At 63.2% G+C, this 16,024-nt stretch carries 14 protein-coding genes; 8 read left to right on the top strand and 6 right to left on the bottom strand.

The window, feature by feature from the left end:
- Positions 1 to 90: 90 nt before the first annotated feature.
- A complete protein-coding gene (locus GM668_RS06180) occupies positions 91 to 1,761 on the top strand; it encodes an AMP-binding protein (protein WP_155438054.1) in 1,671 nt (556 codons plus the stop codon).
- Between the two features lie 3 nt (positions 1,762 to 1,764).
- Here the strand turns inward: GM668_RS06180 and GM668_RS06175 are convergent, their stop codons facing one another.
- The gene (locus GM668_RS06175) at positions 1,765 to 2,778 is read right to left on the bottom strand and encodes an AraC family transcriptional regulator (protein ID WP_155438053.1); all 1,014 of its coding nucleotides are present in this window, start codon (positions 2,776 to 2,778) and stop codon (positions 1,765 to 1,767) included.
- A gap of 206 nt (positions 2,779 to 2,984) precedes the next feature.
- Here GM668_RS06175 and GM668_RS06170 point away from each other — a divergent pair, with 206 nt between their 5' ends.
- From GM668_RS06170 to GM668_RS06140, 7 genes are read left to right on the top strand one after another with little or no spacing between them, the layout of a single operon-like run.
- Entirely contained in the window at positions 2,985 to 4,490 is a 1,506-nt protein-coding gene (locus GM668_RS06170) for a CoA-acylating methylmalonate-semialdehyde dehydrogenase (protein WP_155438052.1), read from the top strand.
- Between the two features lie 15 nt (positions 4,491 to 4,505).
- Entirely contained in the window at positions 4,506 to 5,666 is a 1,161-nt protein-coding gene (locus GM668_RS06165) for an acyl-CoA dehydrogenase family protein (protein WP_155438051.1), read from the top strand.
- Positions 5,666 to 6,448, top strand: coding sequence for an enoyl-CoA hydratase (locus tag GM668_RS06160; protein WP_155438050.1), 783 nt, complete (start codon positions 5,666 to 5,668; stop codon positions 6,446 to 6,448). Before GM668_RS06165 ends, GM668_RS06160 begins: the two co-directional genes overlap by 1 nt.
- The gene (locus GM668_RS06155) at positions 6,448 to 7,599 is read left to right on the top strand and encodes an enoyl-CoA hydratase/isomerase family protein (protein ID WP_229498969.1); all 1,152 of its coding nucleotides are present in this window, start codon (positions 6,448 to 6,450) and stop codon (positions 7,597 to 7,599) included. Before GM668_RS06160 ends, GM668_RS06155 begins: the two co-directional genes overlap by 1 nt.
- Positions 7,600 to 7,614: 15 nt before the next feature.
- On the top strand, positions 7,615 to 8,502 hold the full coding sequence (gene mmsB / locus GM668_RS06150) for a 3-hydroxyisobutyrate dehydrogenase (protein WP_155438049.1): 888 nt from the start codon (positions 7,615 to 7,617) through the stop codon (positions 8,500 to 8,502).
- Between the two features lie 2 nt (positions 8,503 to 8,504).
- Positions 8,505 to 9,254 carry an electron transfer flavoprotein subunit beta/FixA family protein gene (locus tag GM668_RS06145; RefSeq protein WP_155438151.1) on the top strand — a complete coding sequence of 250 codons (750 nt, stop codon included), beginning with the start codon at positions 8,505 to 8,507 and terminating at the stop codon, positions 9,252 to 9,254.
- 11 nt (positions 9,255 to 9,265) lie between these two features.
- On the top strand, positions 9,266 to 10,195 hold the full coding sequence (locus GM668_RS06140; RefSeq protein ID WP_155438048.1) for an electron transfer flavoprotein subunit alpha/FixB family protein: 930 nt from the start codon (positions 9,266 to 9,268) through the stop codon (positions 10,193 to 10,195).
- Positions 10,196 to 10,233: 38 nt separating this feature from the next.
- Here the strand turns inward: GM668_RS06140 and GM668_RS06135 are convergent, their stop codons facing one another.
- The 5 genes from GM668_RS06135 to GM668_RS06115 form a co-directional block, all read right to left on the bottom strand.
- Complete coding sequence (locus GM668_RS06135) at positions 10,234 to 11,646, bottom strand: aspartate kinase (RefSeq protein ID WP_170305509.1); 1,413 nt, start codon at positions 11,644 to 11,646, stop codon at positions 10,234 to 10,236.
- 58 nt (positions 11,647 to 11,704) lie between these two features.
- Positions 11,705 to 12,751: a porin gene (locus tag GM668_RS06130; RefSeq protein ID WP_155438046.1), complete on the bottom strand. Its 1,047-nt coding sequence runs from the start codon at positions 12,749 to 12,751 to the stop codon at positions 11,705 to 11,707.
- Between the two features lie 153 nt (positions 12,752 to 12,904).
- Positions 12,905 to 14,230: an MFS transporter gene (locus GM668_RS06125; RefSeq protein ID WP_155438045.1), complete on the bottom strand. Its 1,326-nt coding sequence runs from the start codon at positions 14,228 to 14,230 to the stop codon at positions 12,905 to 12,907.
- 77 nt (positions 14,231 to 14,307) lie between these two features.
- On the bottom strand, positions 14,308 to 15,243 hold the full coding sequence (locus tag GM668_RS06120; protein WP_170305508.1) for an NAD(P)-dependent oxidoreductase: 936 nt from the start codon (positions 15,241 to 15,243) through the stop codon (positions 14,308 to 14,310).
- Positions 15,244 to 15,251: 8 nt separating this feature from the next.
- Positions 15,252 to 15,947, bottom strand: a complete 696-nt coding sequence (locus tag GM668_RS06115) for an RraA family protein (protein ID WP_155438044.1) — start codon at positions 15,945 to 15,947, stop codon at positions 15,252 to 15,254.
- Between the last annotated feature and the right edge of the window lie 77 nt (positions 15,948 to 16,024).

Below are 16,024 nucleotides of genomic sequence, written 5' to 3'. Positions count from 1 at the left end.
GATTGTTCACATAAAAATCCTTTGACAACATGAAAATGACCACATAACCTTAAGCGAAGATAGATTCTAATAACTACTTTGGAGACAGATATGGACTTTGCCGCCGCCAACACCACGCCCAGCCAGCGCATCACGCAATTGCTTGCCCAGTACGGCGCACCGCGCGTTTGCGCCGCGCACTTGCTGTGCGACCGCCACCATCCGGAATCCATCGCGTACCGTGTCGTCGCCAGCGACTTGTCGGTCGACGCTTTCACATATGGCGACTTGAAACTGCAGTCCGAACGGTTTGCCGCCGCGCTGGCCGCGCAAGGGGTGCGGCCAGGCGACCGGGTGGCGACGCTGATGGGCAAGAGCAAGGAATTCCTGATTACGCTGATGGGTATCTGGCGCCTGGGCGCCGTGCACGTGCCCCTGTTCACGGCGTTTGCGCCGGCCGCCGTGGCGCTGCGCCTGACGGGCAGCCAGGCCAAGGTGGTGGTGTGCGATGCGGGGCAGCGCGGCAAGCTCGATCCCGGCCCCGACATGCCGGCAGGCGCGCCATGGGCCATCATCACGGTGGGCGGCGCCGCCGGTGCGCGCGGCACCGGCTTCCAGCAAGCACTGGATGAACAGGCGCCAGGCTTCGAAGCGGCGACGCTGGGGCCGGACAGCCCGCTGATCCAGATTTACACGTCCGGCACCACAGGCCGTCCGAAGGGCGTTGTGGTGCCGGTGCGCGCGCTGGCTTCCTTCCACGCGTATGCGGAGTTGAGCCTGGGTTTGCGCCCGGACGACACTTATTGGTGCGCCGCCGATCCCGGCTGGGCCTACGGCCTGTATTTCGGCGTGCTGGGTTCCTTTACGACTGGCGTGTCCAGCGTGCTGCTGAAAGCCGGCTTCGACGCAGCGCTGACGTACAAGGTACTGGAACAGTGCGGCGTGACGAACTTCGCTGCCGCGCCGACCGTATACCGTTCCATGCTGGCATCCGATGCGAAGCCGGGTGCGTTGCGCATCCGCTGTGCATCCAGTGCGGGCGAACCGCTGACGCCGGAAGTCAACCAATGGGCCATTGGCGCGCTGGGCGTGCCGGTGTATGACCATTACGGCCAGACCGAAACCGGCATGTCGATTTGTAACCACCATGATCCGCGCCTGGCCGGCGCTGTGAAACCAGGCTGCATGGGCACGCCGATGCCGGGCTGGTCTGCCGCGGTGCTGGCCAAGGATGCCGACGTCCCTGCCGCCGTGGGCGAAGTGGGGCGCGTCGTGTTTGATTTGCAGGCCAGCCCGCTGGCCTGGTTCAGCGGCTATGAAAGCGAGCCGGAAAAAAGCGCGGAAAAATTCACGGCGGATGGCCGCTGGTATGTCACGGGCGACCTGGGGCAAGTGGATGCGGATGGCTATTTCCAGTTTTCGTCGCGTGAAGATGACGTGATCATCATGGCAGGCTACCGTATCGGCCCGTTTGAAATCGAATCCGTGCTGACTGTGCACCCGGCCGTCGCGGAGTGCGCCGTGATTGCCGTGCCGGATGCGGTGCGCGGTGAAGTCATCGAAGCGTACGTGGTGCCCCGCCAGGGCAATGGCGCATCGGACGCGCTGGAAAAGGATTTGCAGCGCTGGGTCAAGGAACGCTATGCGGCGCATGCGTATCCACGCAAAGTCCACTTTGCGCAGCAATTGCCAAAGACCCCGAGCGGCAAGGTGCAGCGCTTCGTGCTGCGTGAACAGCGCAGGCAAGCGCTGGAAAGAGAGGCGGCCCAGGCGGCAGCGTAAAGGTCAGCCCTGGCCGGTACCTTGCAGGCGGTACTGGCCAGGATTGGCGCCCGTCCATTTCTTGAAAGCCCGGTGGAAGGCGCTGGGCTCCGCAAAACCCAGTTGGACGGCAATGTCGGCCACGCTGCGCGTTGAATGGCTCAGCAAGTCCACCGCCATATCGCGCCGCAGCTGGTCTTTGATCAGCTGGAACGTCTGGCCTTCATCATCGAGGCGGCGGCGCAAGGTGGCCGGCGTCATCTTTAATTGCGCTGCCACGTCGTCGAATCCGGCCCAGTCGGCGGCGCTGGACGCGCGCAGGCGGCGCCGGATTTGCGCCGCCAGGCCATCCGTATTCTTGTATTTGATGACGATGTTGCCGGGCGCCTTGCGGACGAAAGCGCGCGCGTCCTGCTGGCTGCGGATGACAGGCAGTTCCAGCAGCGCGCGGGAAAAATGCAGCGCCGTCGCACCTTCGCCGAAGCGCAGGTTTTCCGAATACATGCGGTGGTATTCCGCGCTGCGGGGCGCTTCCGCATAGCAGAATGCTGCCGCGAGCACGGGAATGCGGCGGCCCACCAGCCAGCATGCCAGGCCGTGCTGCAGCATCAGCAGGGTTTCAAAGCCAAACACGCGCGGCGCATCATGCTGTCCTGCCGGGCGGATCGTCAGCAGCGCTTCACTGCCTTGGACTTCCAGCGCACAGTGAAAATCATCGAGCAGCAAATTGAAAAAGCGCGCCATGCGTTTCAAGGCGTCGCCAAGGGTCGCACAATCGGTCAGCATGTAGGCCAGCATGGCAAAGCTGCCGACCTTCATGCGGCGGCTGTCCTGGCCGAATAATTCATCATCGAGCGCCGCCGCCACGGCCAGCCACAGCTTGCTGAAGCTCTCCGGCGTCACCCGCCCATGCGGTGACTGCACGGTGGCCGGCGCAATGCCCGCATCCAGCAATAGCGCCTCCGCATCGATGCCGCGCACGCGCAAGGAATCCAGTGCCGACTGTACAAAGTAGACGGAGACGCTGCCTTTTTCCATGAAAGTAATTTTACCGAAGAGCAAAGTAAGCCTTATGCCATAAGGGCTGTAAGGTGCGGTGCATTCAGTATAAACAGTTGGCTCAGCTTCGGCAAAGTGGCAAATTCTCGCAGCAAGTTTGATTGTTTCCGGCATAGGCGTGGCGCAGTGTCGTGCGTATTCTGTTTTCCATCCCCACCACACTCACCACACCGACAGGAGACCACATGAGCACTGCCATCCCTACCGTTAAATTGCTGATCAACGGCGAATTCATCGAGTCGACCGCCACCGAGTGGCGCGACGTGGTCAATCCCGCCACGCAGCAAGTGCTGGCGCGCGTGCCGTTGGCCACCACGGCGGAAATCAATGCCGCCGTGGCAGCCGCCAAGAGCGCCTTTAAGACGTGGCGCCGCACGCCGATCGGCGCCCGCGCCCGCATCTTCCTGAAGTACCAGCAACTGATCCGCGAAAACATGAAAGAACTTGCCGCGCTGCTGACGGCGGAGCAGGGCAAGACCTTGCTGGACGCGGAAGGCGATATCTTCCGCGGCCTGGAAGTGGTGGAACACGCGGCCAATATCGGCACCCTGCAAATGGGCGAGATGGCCAGCAACGTGGCGTCCGGCGTGGACACGTACACGGTGCAGCAAGCCATCGGCGTGTGCGCGGGTATCACGCCGTTCAATTTCCCCGCCATGATCCCGCTGTGGATGTTCCCGATGGCGATCGCGTGCGGCAACACCTTTGTGCTGAAGCCTTCCGAGCAAGACCCGATGGTCACCATGCGCCTGGTGGAGCTGGCGCTGCAAGCCGGTATTCCGGCCGGTGTGCTGAACGTGATCCATGGCGGCGAAGCGGCGGTCAACGCCATCTGCGACCACCCGGACATCAGGGCCGTGTCGTTTGTCGGCTCCACCCGCGTCGGCACGCACGTGTACCAGCGCGCGTCGCTGGCCGGCAAGCGCGTGCAGTGCATGATGGGCGCTAAAAACCATGCCATCGTGCTGCCGGACGCCAACAAGGACCAGGCGCTGAACAATGTGCTGGGCGCCGCATTTGGCGCGGCCGGCCAGCGCTGCATGGCGTTGTCCGTCGTGGTGCTGGTGGGGGAAGCCAACAGCTGGATTCCCGAGCTGGTGCAAAAAGCCCGCGCCATGAAAATCAGCGGCGGCGCGGAGCCGGGCACGGACATCGGCCCGCTGATTTCGTGCGCGGCGAAGTCGCGCGTGGAACGCCTGATCGGCCAGGGCATAGAACAGGGCGCGAAGCTGGAACTGGACGGCCGCCAGCCTGACGTGCCGGGCTATGCCAGCGGCAATTTCGTGGGGCCGACGATTTTCTCCGGAGTGAAGCCCGGCATGGACATCTATGACGAAGAAATCTTTGGCCCCGTGCTGGCGCTGGTCTCCGCTGCCACGCTGGATGAAGCCGTCGCCTTCATCAACGGCAACCCGAATGGCAATGGCACGGCCATCTTCACGCAATCCGGCGCGGCGGCGCGCAAGTTCCAGGAAGAAGTGGAAGCAGGCCAGATCGGCATCAACGTGCCGATTCCAGTTCCGGTGCCGCTGTTCTCGTTCACAGGTTCCGGCGCATCGAAGCTGGGCGACCTGGGGCCATACGGCAAGCAAGTGATCCTGTTCTACACGCAGACCAAGACCGTGACGGCGCGCTGGTTTGAAGATGGCAGCGTGGCCGGCGGCGTCAACACGACGATTTCGCTGAAGTAGTCATCGGGAGGCATCATGGATTTCGAACTGTCCGAAGTGCAGGGCGCCTTCCAGCAAAGCGCCCGCGATTTTGCCGCGGGAGAAATGGCGCCGCATGCGGCGCGCTGGGACGCCGACTGCGAATTCCCGCTGGAGACCATCCGCAAGGCGGGGGAACTGGGCTTTTGCGGCATGTACACGCCGCATGAAATGGGCGGCCTCGGTTTGTCGCGGCTCGATGCGGCGCTGGTATTTGAAGAACTGGCGGCAGCCTGCCCGTCGACCACGGCCTACATCACGATCCACAACATGGTCAGCTGGATGGTGGCCACGTGGGCCGGTGACGAAGTGCGCGAACAGTGGGCGCCGCTGCTGGCCAGCGGAGAAAAACTGGGTTCGTATTGCCTGACGGAGCCGGGTGCGGGCTCTGACGCCGGCGCGCTGGCCATGCGCGCCGTGCTGAAAGATGGCTATTACCAGCTCGATGGCAACAAGGCTTTTATTTCCGGGGCCGGTTCCACCGACTTGCTGGTCGTGATGGCGCGCACGGGCGATGCGGGACCGAAAGGCATCAGCGCGTTTGCCGTGCCGGCTGATACCCCGGGCATCAGCTATGGCCGCAAGGAAGTCAAGATGGGCTGGAACAGCCAGCCCACGCGCGTCGTGAGTTTTGACGGCGTGCGTATTCCGGCCAATCACTTGCTGGGCAGCGAGGGAGAGGGCTTCCGCATCGCCATGCGCGGGCTCGATGGCGGCCGTATCAACATTGCCACCTGTTCCGTCGGCGCCGCGCAGGCGGCATTGAATGCGGCCCGCACGTATATGACGGAGCGGCGCCAGTTCGGCAACCGGCTGTCGGCCTTCCAGCACTTGCAATTCGAACTGGCCGATATGCAAACGGAACTGGTCGCCGCGCGCCAGATGGTGCGGCTGGCGGCATCGAAGCTGGATGCGAAAGCGCCCAATGCCAGCGTGTATTGCGCGATGGCGAAGCGGCTGGCGACGGATATCGGCTTCAAGGTATGCAACCAGGCGCTGCAAATCCATGGCGGCAATGGCTATATCCGCGAATACCCGCTGGAGCGCTACCTGCGCGACGTGCGCGTGCACCAGATCCTGGAAGGCACCAATGAAATCATGCGCGTCATTGTCGCGCGCCATTTACTCGAACAACCTGGCACTGAGGAGTTGCGTTGATGAACAGTTATACGAATTTACAGGTCGAAATCACGGGCCATACCGCCATTGTCACGTTGAATAATCCGCCGGCCCATACGTGGACGGCGGAAAGCCTGGCTGCGCTGACCCGGCTCGTCAACGATTTAAACGGCAACCGGGAAATCTACAGCCTCGTGGTGACGGGACAGGGCGAGAAATTCTTTTCCGCCGGCGCTGACTTGAAAGTGTTTGCTGACGGCGACAAGGCCATGGCCCGCACGATGGCGCGCCGCTTTGGCGAGGCATTCGAGACCTTGGCGCGTTTCCGTGGCGTGTCGATTGCCGCCATCAATGGCTATGCGATGGGCGGCGGCCTGGAATGCGCGCTGGCTTGCGATCTCCGCATTGCGGAAAGCCATGCGCAAATGGCGCTGCCGGAAGCGGCGGTTGGTTTGCTGCCATGCGCGGGCGGCACACAAAACCTCGCGTGGCTGGTGGGCGAAGGCTGGGCCAAGCGCATGGTGCTGTGCGGCGAACGGGTTGACGCGGAGACAGCGCTGCGTATCGGCCTGGTGGAGCAAGTGGTGCCGAAAGGCGAAGCGCTGGCGGCAGCGCTGGCGCTGGCCAGGTCGGCGGAAAAGCAAAGCCCGACCAGCGTGGCTGCCTGCAAGAAGCTGATCCAGGGCGCCCGCCAGGAAGCGCCTGCCCAGTGGCTGCCGGTGGAGCGGGAAATGTTTGTCGACTTGTTCGATACGGACGACCAGAAAGAAGGCGTGCAGGCATTCCTGGAAAAACGCGCGGCAAACTGGAGGAACAGCTGATGGACGGTTCGAACGACATGCAACGGGAAAGCACGCCGGTATTGGCGGAAACGCTGGCGGCGGCGAATGGCCGCCTGATCGGCGTGCTGACCCTGAACGCGGAAAAAAACCTGAACGCCGTATCGCTGCCGATGATTGCCTTGCTGGCGCAGCATTTGACGGCATGGGCGATGGATGACCGCGTAGCGATGGTTGTCATGCAGGGCGCAGGCAGCAAGGCGTTTTGCGCGGGCGGCGATTTGCAAAACCTGCACCGCACCATGCAGGCGCACCATGCTTCTGCCCAAAATGGCAACGTGCTGGGCAATGACTATGCGAATGCGTTCTTCGAGCGCGAATACCGGCTCGATTACCAGATCCATACGTATAAAAAGCCCATCCTGTGCTGGGGCCATGGCATCGTCATGGGCGGCGGCATCGGATTGATGGCGGGCGCAAGCCACCGCGTCGCCACGGAAAAAACGCGCATGGCCATGCCGGAAGCGGGGATCGGGCTGTTCCCGGACGTGGGCGGGTCGTGGTTCCTGAACCGCATGCCCGGGCATGCGGGGCGCTTCCTTGCGCTGACGGGCGCCAGCTTTGAAGCGGCCGACGCCCGCTACGCGGGTCTTGCGGATTACGTGCTGCCCCATGCCGTCAAGGCCGACGTATTGGAAGCACTGCTGATCCAGCCGTGGAGTGAAAATTGCGAGGCCAACCATGCACTGGCAGGCTATGTACTGCGCCGGGCCGAAGCGCGCCACGGCGACTATGGCTGGACGCAGGCGGGTCCATTGCGCCAGCACCAGGACTTGATAGATAACCTGTGCGGCCGCGATACGGTGGAAGAAGCGCTGGATGCGCTGGCCGCGCTGGAAACCAACAATCCCTGGCTGGCCAAGGCTGCCGCATCGAGCAAACGCGCATCGCCCGGCGCCTTGCGGCTGGCCTGGCGCATGCTGGAGGCGGCCAGACATTTATCGCTGGCCGATGTCTTCCGCCTTGAATATGGCGTGGCGCTGCATTGCGCGGCGCAGGGCGATTTCGCGGAAGGCATCCGTGCGCTGTTGATCGACAAGGACATGTCGCCGCGCTGGCAGCCGGCCGGCAGCAGCGCGGCTTTCCTCGACAGCCCGTGGAGCGTGCAACAGCACCCGCTGGCAGACCTTTGAATGACAGGAGACAAAATGAGCAATATCGCATTTATTGGCTTGGGCAACATGGGTGGCCCGATGGCGTTGAACCTGGTGAAAGCCGGCCATGCGCTGACGGTGTTTGACTTGTCGGCTGCGGCGCTGAAAACGCTGGGCGACGCGGGCGCGAGCGTGGCGCCGTCGGCCCGCGCGGCAGTGGAGGGCGCGGACACCGTGATTTCCATGCTGCCGGCCAGCCGCCACGTGGAGCAGCTGTACCTTGGCCGCGATGGCGTCATCGGCGCATTGCGCCCCGGTGCGCTGATCATCGATTGCAGCACGATTGCCGCGCAATCGGCCATTGCAGTAGCGGAAGCTGCGCAAGTGTCGGGGATGGAGATGCTGGACGCGCCGGTATCCGGCGGCACGGGCGGCGCGCAAGCCGGTACCTTGACGTTCATGGTGGGTGGCCCGGCCGATGTGCTGGAAAAGGCCCGTGGCGTGCTGCTGGCCATGGGCCGCAATATCTTCCATGCGGGCGCGCATGGCGCGGGCCAGAGCGCCAAGGTGTGCAACAACATGCTGCTGGGGATCCTGATGGCAGGGACGGCCGAAGCGCTGGCACTGGGCATGGCCAACGGCCTCGATCCCCGCGTGCTGTCTGACATCATGGTCAAAAGTTCTGGCCGCAACTGGGTGCTGGAACTGTATAACCCGGTGCCAGGCGTCATGGATAACGTGCCGGCGTCGCGCGGCTACAGCGGCGGCTTTGGCGTGGACTTGATGCTGAAAGACCTGGGGCTGGCGGCGGAAGCGGCAATGAACGCAAAATCCCCGGTGCCGCTGGGCGAACTGGCGCGCAACCTGTATGCGCTGCACAGCACGCGGGGCGCGGGGGCGCTGGACTTTTCCAGCATTCTTGATTTGCTGAAGAAGGCGTGAAGATGAAAGTTCTGGTACCAGTCAAGCGCGTGGTGGATTTCAACGTCAAGGTGCGGGTAAAAGCCGATGGTTCGGGTGTGGACCTCGCCAATGTAAAAATGGCCATGAACCCGTTTGATGAAATCGCGCTGGAAGAAGCCGTCCGTTTGAAGGAGACGGGCGAGGCAGCGGAAGTCGTGGCCATATCGTGCGGCGTGGCGCAGTGCCAGGAAACCCTGCGCACCGGCATGGCGATCGGCGCGGACCGGGGCATCCTCGTGGAGACAGCGGCCGAGCTGGAACCGCTGGCAGTGGCCAAGCTGTTGAAGGCGCTGGCGGACAAGGAACAGCCGCAATTGATCATCCTTGGCAAGCAGGCAATCGACGATGACGCCAACCAGACCGGCCAGATGCTGGCAAGTCTGCTGGGCTGGCCGCAAGCCACGTTTGCGTCGAACATCTTGCTGGAGGGAGGCAGAGCTATCGTTACCCGTGAAATCGACGGCGGCCTGGAAACCCTGTCGCTGGCGCTGCCCGCCGTCATTACAGCCGATTTGCGGCTCAATGAGCCACGCTACGTGACGCTGCCAAACATTATGAAGGCCAAGAAAAAGCCGCTGGAAACGGTCACGCCGGAAGCGCTGGGCATCGATGTGGCGCCGCGCCTGAAAACCGTGAAGGTGACGGAACCCGCCAAGCGTTCGGCGGGCGTCAAGGTGCCGGACGTGGCAGCCTTGCTGGCCAAGCTGCGCACGGAAGCCAAGGTGATTTGAAAGGAAAAACGATGGTTGCATTGGTTATTGCAGAACATGACAACGCGGGCTTGAAAGCCAGCACGCAGCATGCGGTGACAGCGGCGCTGCAATGCGGCGGCGGCGTGCACGTGCTGGTGGCTGGTTCGGATGCCGGAGGAGCTGCGGCACAAGCTGCACAGGTCGCAGGTGTCGCTAAAGTCTTGCTTGCCGATGCCGGGCATTTTGCGGACGGCCTGGCGGAAAACGTGGCGGAGCAAGTGCTGGCTGTGGCGGGCGGGTATGCGCATATCCTGGCCCCTGCGACAGCGTATGGCAAAAACATCTTGCCCCGCGTGGCGGCGCGGCTCGATGTGGCGCAAATATCGGACATCACGAAGGTCGTCAGTGCCGATACATTTGAGCGGCCTGTTTATGCGGGAAACGCGATTGCCACCGTGCAGTCGCCGGATCGCGTAAAAGTCATTACCGTGCGGACAACCGGCTTCGATGCGGCGGCTGCGGCCGGTGGCGTGGCACAGGTGGAAACCGTGGCGGCCGTGGCGGATGTCGGCAAGTCGGCGTTTGTCCGGCGTGCATTGGCGAAGTCGGACCGGCCGGAATTGACTGCTGCGAAGGTCATCGTGTCCGGTGGACGTGGCATGGGCTCCGGCGATGCTTTCAAGCTGCTGGAACCGGTGGCTGATAAACTGGGCGCTGCCATGGGGGCGTCGCGGGCGGCAGTGGATGCGGGTTACGTGCCCAATGACTGGCAAGTGGGGCAAACCGGCAAGATCGTTGCGCCGCAACTGTATATCGCGGTCGGCATTTCCGGTGCGATCCAGCATTTGGCGGGCATGAAAGATTCGAAAACCATCGTCGCCATCAACAAGGACCCCGAAGCCCCGATCTTTGCCGTTGCCGATTATGGCATCGTCGGCGACTTGTTCGAGGTGTTGCCGGAACTGGCTGCAAGCCTGTAAGCGGGGCGGGGAGGGCATGCCCTCCCATGCCTGCCGCGTTACTGCTTGCCGTCTCCAAAGAAATGGTCATGGATCGCCTGCAGCGCCAGCTTGCGGTCGCGGCGGTCCACCAGCATGTAGGCCGCCACTTCGCTGGCGCCTGCCGCCGCCAGCGTCACGCGCACGCCGCCCGCCAGCGCAGCCGACAGCGCCCGGCTGGCAATCGCGCTGCCCACATTCGACGCATCGAGCACGCCGTCGCCCACCACGGCGACTATGGCCACCGCATCATTGCGGCTGACTTCAACGACGCCGGGAATATGGTGCCCGGCCACGGCCTCATATGCGGCGTCGAGGTGGCCGCGCGCCAGCAGCACGTTAATCGCCGTCTGCGCCGTCAGCACGCTCTTGATATTGATGCCGCTGCGGTCCAGCGCGGACGTGACTTCCGCCAGGATACCGGGCTTGAAGCCCACGCCCGGCCCATGCAGCTTCAGGATTGCCACGTCATCGCTGGACGATACGCTTTTCACCACGTCGTGCGTGACCGTGCGTTCCGCATCGATGACGGTAAATGGATGCAGTCCCAGCTCCGGCTTCGTGATGTTGAGGATGCGGATCGGGATGCCCTGGTCGAACAACGGTTCGACCGTGCGCGGGTGCAGGATTTTCGCGCCGAAGTACGACAGTTCCGCCGCTTCCAGATAGTGCAGGCGGGCGATCGGCTGAGGCGCGCTGACAGCGCCCGGATCGGCGCTGAGGAAACCATCGACGTCCTTCCACACGTCCAGCGATTCCGCACCAATGCAGCGGGCAATCGATGCGGCGGAATAATCAGAGCCGCCGCGGCCGAACAAGGTCGGCTTGCCTTCGCGGCTGACGCCATAAAAGCCCGGCACGACGATCACGCCATCGCCCGCCAGTGCCTTGGCCACGGGCCCCGTGCTGGCGTCGAAATCGCACGCGGCATTGCCAAATACGCCATCGGACACGAGGCCGATATCTTCCGGCAGCGCTTCGCGGGCATTGATGCCGCGGCTTTGCAGCACGTCCGCCAGCAACAGGCTCGATAAACGCTCGCCATAACTGAGGATGGCGTCATTGACGAAATCCGGCACGTCGCCGATGTAATGGATACCGGTCAGGTAGCGCGTCAGCTGGTCCAGGCGGGCATTGAGCGCCGCCTCGGTTTTGGCGCGCTGCGCCGGGTCTTTGATGTTTGCTTCCAGGATTTCCTTTTTCAGCGCGCGCAGCGACAGCGTGTAATCCTGGCTTTCTTCCAGCGCCGAGATGGTGCCGGCGCCTTTGCGGGCCGCCTGTACGCATTCGATCAGTGCATTCGTGATGCCATAAAAGGCGGAAACCACCAGCACGAGGGGGCGGTTATAGGTTTGTACGACACCGGCCACGCGGTCGATGTCTTCAGGGCGCCGCAGGTTGGAGCCCCCGAATTTGACGACGATTTTTTTCATGTTCATTCCGATTGTTATGCGCCGGTTTGCAGTATAGCGGCAACCGGCGCATTCCCGGTCAGAACATGTGCGTCATGCCCATGGCGACGCCACGCTGGCTTGTCTGTTTCGATGCGGGGATCAGCGCGCCCCGGTACTGGTTGACGTCAAATTCCGCATACAGGTTGGTGCGCTTGGAAAAGTGGTAGCTGCCGCCCAGCAGGTACAAGGTGCGCGTGCCGTCAGCCTTGGCGCCGTCGTATTCCGAGCGGTATATTGCCGCCGTCAATTCCACGGGCGCCGACAGCTGGTAGCTGGCGCCGCCAAAGGCCGTGCGGTTTTGATAGACGGTGGTTGCCGCCTGCTGGCGCTCGCGCGACCAGCCAGCCTTGACCGTGAGCGCCTTGTACCTGGCGCCGCCGCCCAGCAGCACGGCATTGTTATCGAATCCGGCCGGGGTTTGCTTGTGCGTGTAGACGCCCGCCGCCAGCAAGCCATTGCCCGTGTAAGTAAAGCCCGCGGCGCGCGCCGTGCCCTTGCTGCTGTCGCCGGCCACTTCGCCTGGCGCATATTCCGCGCGCACGGTCAGGCCGCCAAATGTGCCCGTGTACTGGATATCGTTATTGAAACGCGTGCCGGACGATGATGAAGCGCTTAAGCCTGCCGCAGTGGCGGCCGCCGGCAGCGGCGTGCCGGCGCCGGACGACAGCGGCACCAGGCCCGTGTAGTGGTGGTTGAACGGGTCGAGGAACAGCTCGGTGCGGAAGCCGATCGTGTACTGGCGGCCCATGTCGATGGCGCCCCATGCGCCGCCCAGTCCCACGGCCGCCGTGCGGTTGAACAGCACGTTGCTGGTGTTATCCAGTGCGCCGGTCTTGCTGTTAAAGCCGCCTTCCAGCAGTACGCGGGCGGTCAGGCCGCCGCCCAGGTCTTCCGTGCCGCGGAAGCCGAAACGGTTGGAAAGATATTGGCCGGACCCCATCGACAACAGGCTGTTGCCCGCCGCGTCGACATGGGTCTGGTAGCGCAGGCCGGCATCGATGATGCCGTAGAATTGCACGCCGGTTTCGGCGAAGGCGCAGGGCGCCAGGGCGGCCAGGGTCAGCGCCACGATGGTTTTGTTCATGGTTGTCTCCGATTGTTATTGGTGATGCCGGGATGTAGGGCGGATTAGGCGGCGCAGCCGGCGTAATCCGCCGTGCGTGCGTTGCGGCGGCGCATGGCGGATTACGCGCTGCGCGCTAATCCGCCCTACAGCAACGGGTTACTGGATAGCGGCTTACGCTGCGGCGTTGGCCGGTGTATTGCGCGCCATCTGGCGCTTGCTGCTGCTGAGGGTCAGCAGCGTGATGATGCTGGCCAGGGCCAACACTGCGATGGGCGCCAGGGCAATGGCGTGGCTGCCGGTTTCTTCCTTGATCCAGCCGTACACGTTGACCATCAAGCCGCCGCCGATCAGGTTCGACACGGCATTGATGGCGGCCAGGCCGGCTGCTGCCGAGGCGGACGACAGCCAGTTGGAACTCAGCGCCCAGAACGGGCCCTTGAACGAATAGGCGCCAATCAGGACACACGACAGCAGCATCATCGTGGTGACCAGCGACGACGTGGCCAGCGTGCCCAGCATGCCCAGTGCAATCAGCACCAGCGGGATGGCCGTATGCAGGCGGCGTTCGTTTTTCTTGTCCGAGTGGCGGCCCCACCACACCATGGCGATGGACGCAATCACGTAAGGAATGGAATTGACGAGGCCCGTTTGCATGACGGTCAGGCCGAACGATTTAATCAATTGCGGCTGCCAGATACCCAGCACGGTGCCGGCCGACGACGCGGTGGAGCAAATCAGGGCCATGCCCAGTACTTCCTTGCTGCGGAACAGTTGCCAGATCGTCGGGTGTTTGCCGGCAGTCTTTTTCGCGGCGCGCTCCTGTTCCATGCGGGCCGACAGCCAGTTGCGCTGTTCTTCGCTGAGCCAGCGCGCCTGTTCCGGCCTGTCTGTCAGGTAAAACAGGCACACGAGGCCGAGCAGCACGGTCGGGATGCCTTCCAAAATGAACAGCCAGTGCCAGCCGCGCAAGCCCAGCGTGCCATCGATTTCCAGCAGCATGGCGGACAATGGCGAGCCAATAAAGCTGGCCATCGGCACCGCCACCATGAAGATGGCAATGATGCGGCCACGGTAGGCGGCAGGAATCCAGTACGTCAGGTACAGCAGCACCCCTGGGAAGAAGCCCGCTTCAGCGGCGCCCAGCAGGAAGCGCACGATGAACAGCGACGTTTGTCCCTGCACCAGCGCCGTGCTGGCCGTGATCAGGCCCCACGTGATCATGATGCGGGCAATCCATTTGCGGGCGCCGAACTTTTGCATGGCCAGGTTGCTGGGCACTTCAAACAGGAAATAGGAAATGAAAAACAGGCTGCCGGCAAAACCGAAAATCTTGGGCGTGATGCCCAGGTCGTGGTTCATTTGCAGCGACGCCATGCCGATGTTGCCCCGGTCAATGAAGGCCAGCAGGTAGCACACCATTAAAAATGGGATCAGGCGCCAGGTCACCTTGCGGATGGTTTCCGCTTCCAGGCGGGTGTTGTGTTCTTGACTAGTCATTGTCGTCCTCCATTACATTAAACCCGAAAGCGCGTCTTGGTGCGCGCTTTACGTTGTGCGCTGTATGCCGTGTATTGTCAGGCTGCCAACACGTTCAGGATATTGTTCGCTGCCGCAACGCCCATGCTGATGTACGCGTCGGCAGACACGCCGCCGACGTGCGGCGACAGGATGGCGTTGGCAATGCCGGCGAACGGATGGCCTGCGCGCATGGGCTCTTCCTGGAAGCTGTCCAGGCCAGCAGCCCGCAGCGCGCCGCTCTGCAGTGCGTCAGCCAGCGCCGCTTCATCGATCAAGCCGCCGCGCGCCGTATTGACGACGATGGCGCCGGGGCGCATAGTGGCCAAGGTGGCGGCATTGAGCATGTTGGCGTTGTCCGGCGTTAGCGGGCAATGCAGCGACAGCACGTCGCAGCCGGCAATGACATCGGCCAGCGGCAGCAGCGTGACGCCGTCCGGCGCCGATTGCGCATAGGGATCGTGGGCAATGACGTTCATGCCCATGGCCGCGCCGATTGCCGCCACGCGGGCGCCGATCGCGCCCAGGCCGACGAGGCCCAGGGTGCGGCCATTCATTTCCAGGCTTTTGTGGGTGGCTTTATCCCAATGGCCGGCGCGCATGCGCTGGTCCAGTTGCGTGACATTTTTTGCGCAGGCGAGAATCAGCGCCCATGCATGTTCGGCAACGGCGGCGGCGTTGGCGCCCACGGCAGCCTTGACGGCGATGCCACGGCGCGCAGCGGCGTCAAGGGCTATCGTGTCGAGGCCCGCGCCATGCTTGGCAATCACGCGCAAGTTGCTGCAGGCTGCCATGACGCGGTCCGTCAAACGGCCGTAGCGCACGATGATGGCGATCGGCTGGTGCTGGCGGCACAGCGCCACCAGCTGTTCTTCTTCCGGCTTGGCGCCGGCGTAGACGATGTTGAATTCCGACAGCAAGGCCAGTGCCTGGGGCGCCAGGTCGGTACCGGTCACGAGAATCACGCCGCATTGCGGCTGAAATACAGTATTCACCGCGGCGTTCACAGCGTTTCTCCTTCGGCCAGCACGCCCGCTTTGCGCAATGCGCCATCGAGCCACGACGGGCGCAATTGCGTGCCGCTGCGGATGCCTTCGATGCGGGCGGTTTCATCGGCCAGTTTCTTTTTCGCTAATTCCACGACCAGCGGCGCCTTCGCGGTTTCCACCACCACCACGCCATCCGCATCGGCCACGATCAAGTCGCCCGGACGCACCGTGACGCCGCCCACCGATACCGGCCAGTTGATGCGGCCTGGCACCAGCTTGGTCGGGCCGTTCGGGTTGGCGCCAATGGCATACATGGGGAAGCCCAGTTCGCGGATAGCTTGCGTGTCGCGCACGGCGCCATCGATGACGATGCCGGCAATGCCGATCGCCATGCATTGCGACACCATGATTTCGCCCATCAGTGCGGCGCTTTCATCGCCTTTGCCATCGATGACCAGCACGTCGCCGGGTTTCGCAATGGCCATGGCCGCGTGGATCATCAAATTGTCGCCAGGGCGCACGTCGACCGTGATGGCGGGTCCGGCAATGCGCATCGACGGCGCCAGCGGGGCGATGCGGCTGGACAGGGCGCCACGGCGGCCTGCCACGTCGGCCAGGATGGACGATGGGTACTTGCCTGCCTGGGCAATCAATTCTGGCGACACGCGCTCGATGTCGCGGATCACGTCGGGTGGGGTGGACTGGCTCATGTGTGCTCCTGTGTTATCGGTTGGTTGCTACTGGTGAAGCGAGTATAGGAAGCACGATCTATAATGTATATTCACTT

It is taken from the genome of Pseudoduganella ginsengisoli (assembly GCF_009720865.1).
GTDB classification, from domain to species: Bacteria; Pseudomonadota; Gammaproteobacteria; order Burkholderiales; family Burkholderiaceae_D; genus Rugamonas; species Rugamonas ginsengisoli.
The sequence above is the reverse complement of the archived record's forward strand: the minus strand, read 5'-3'. Positions and strand labels throughout refer to the sequence as shown.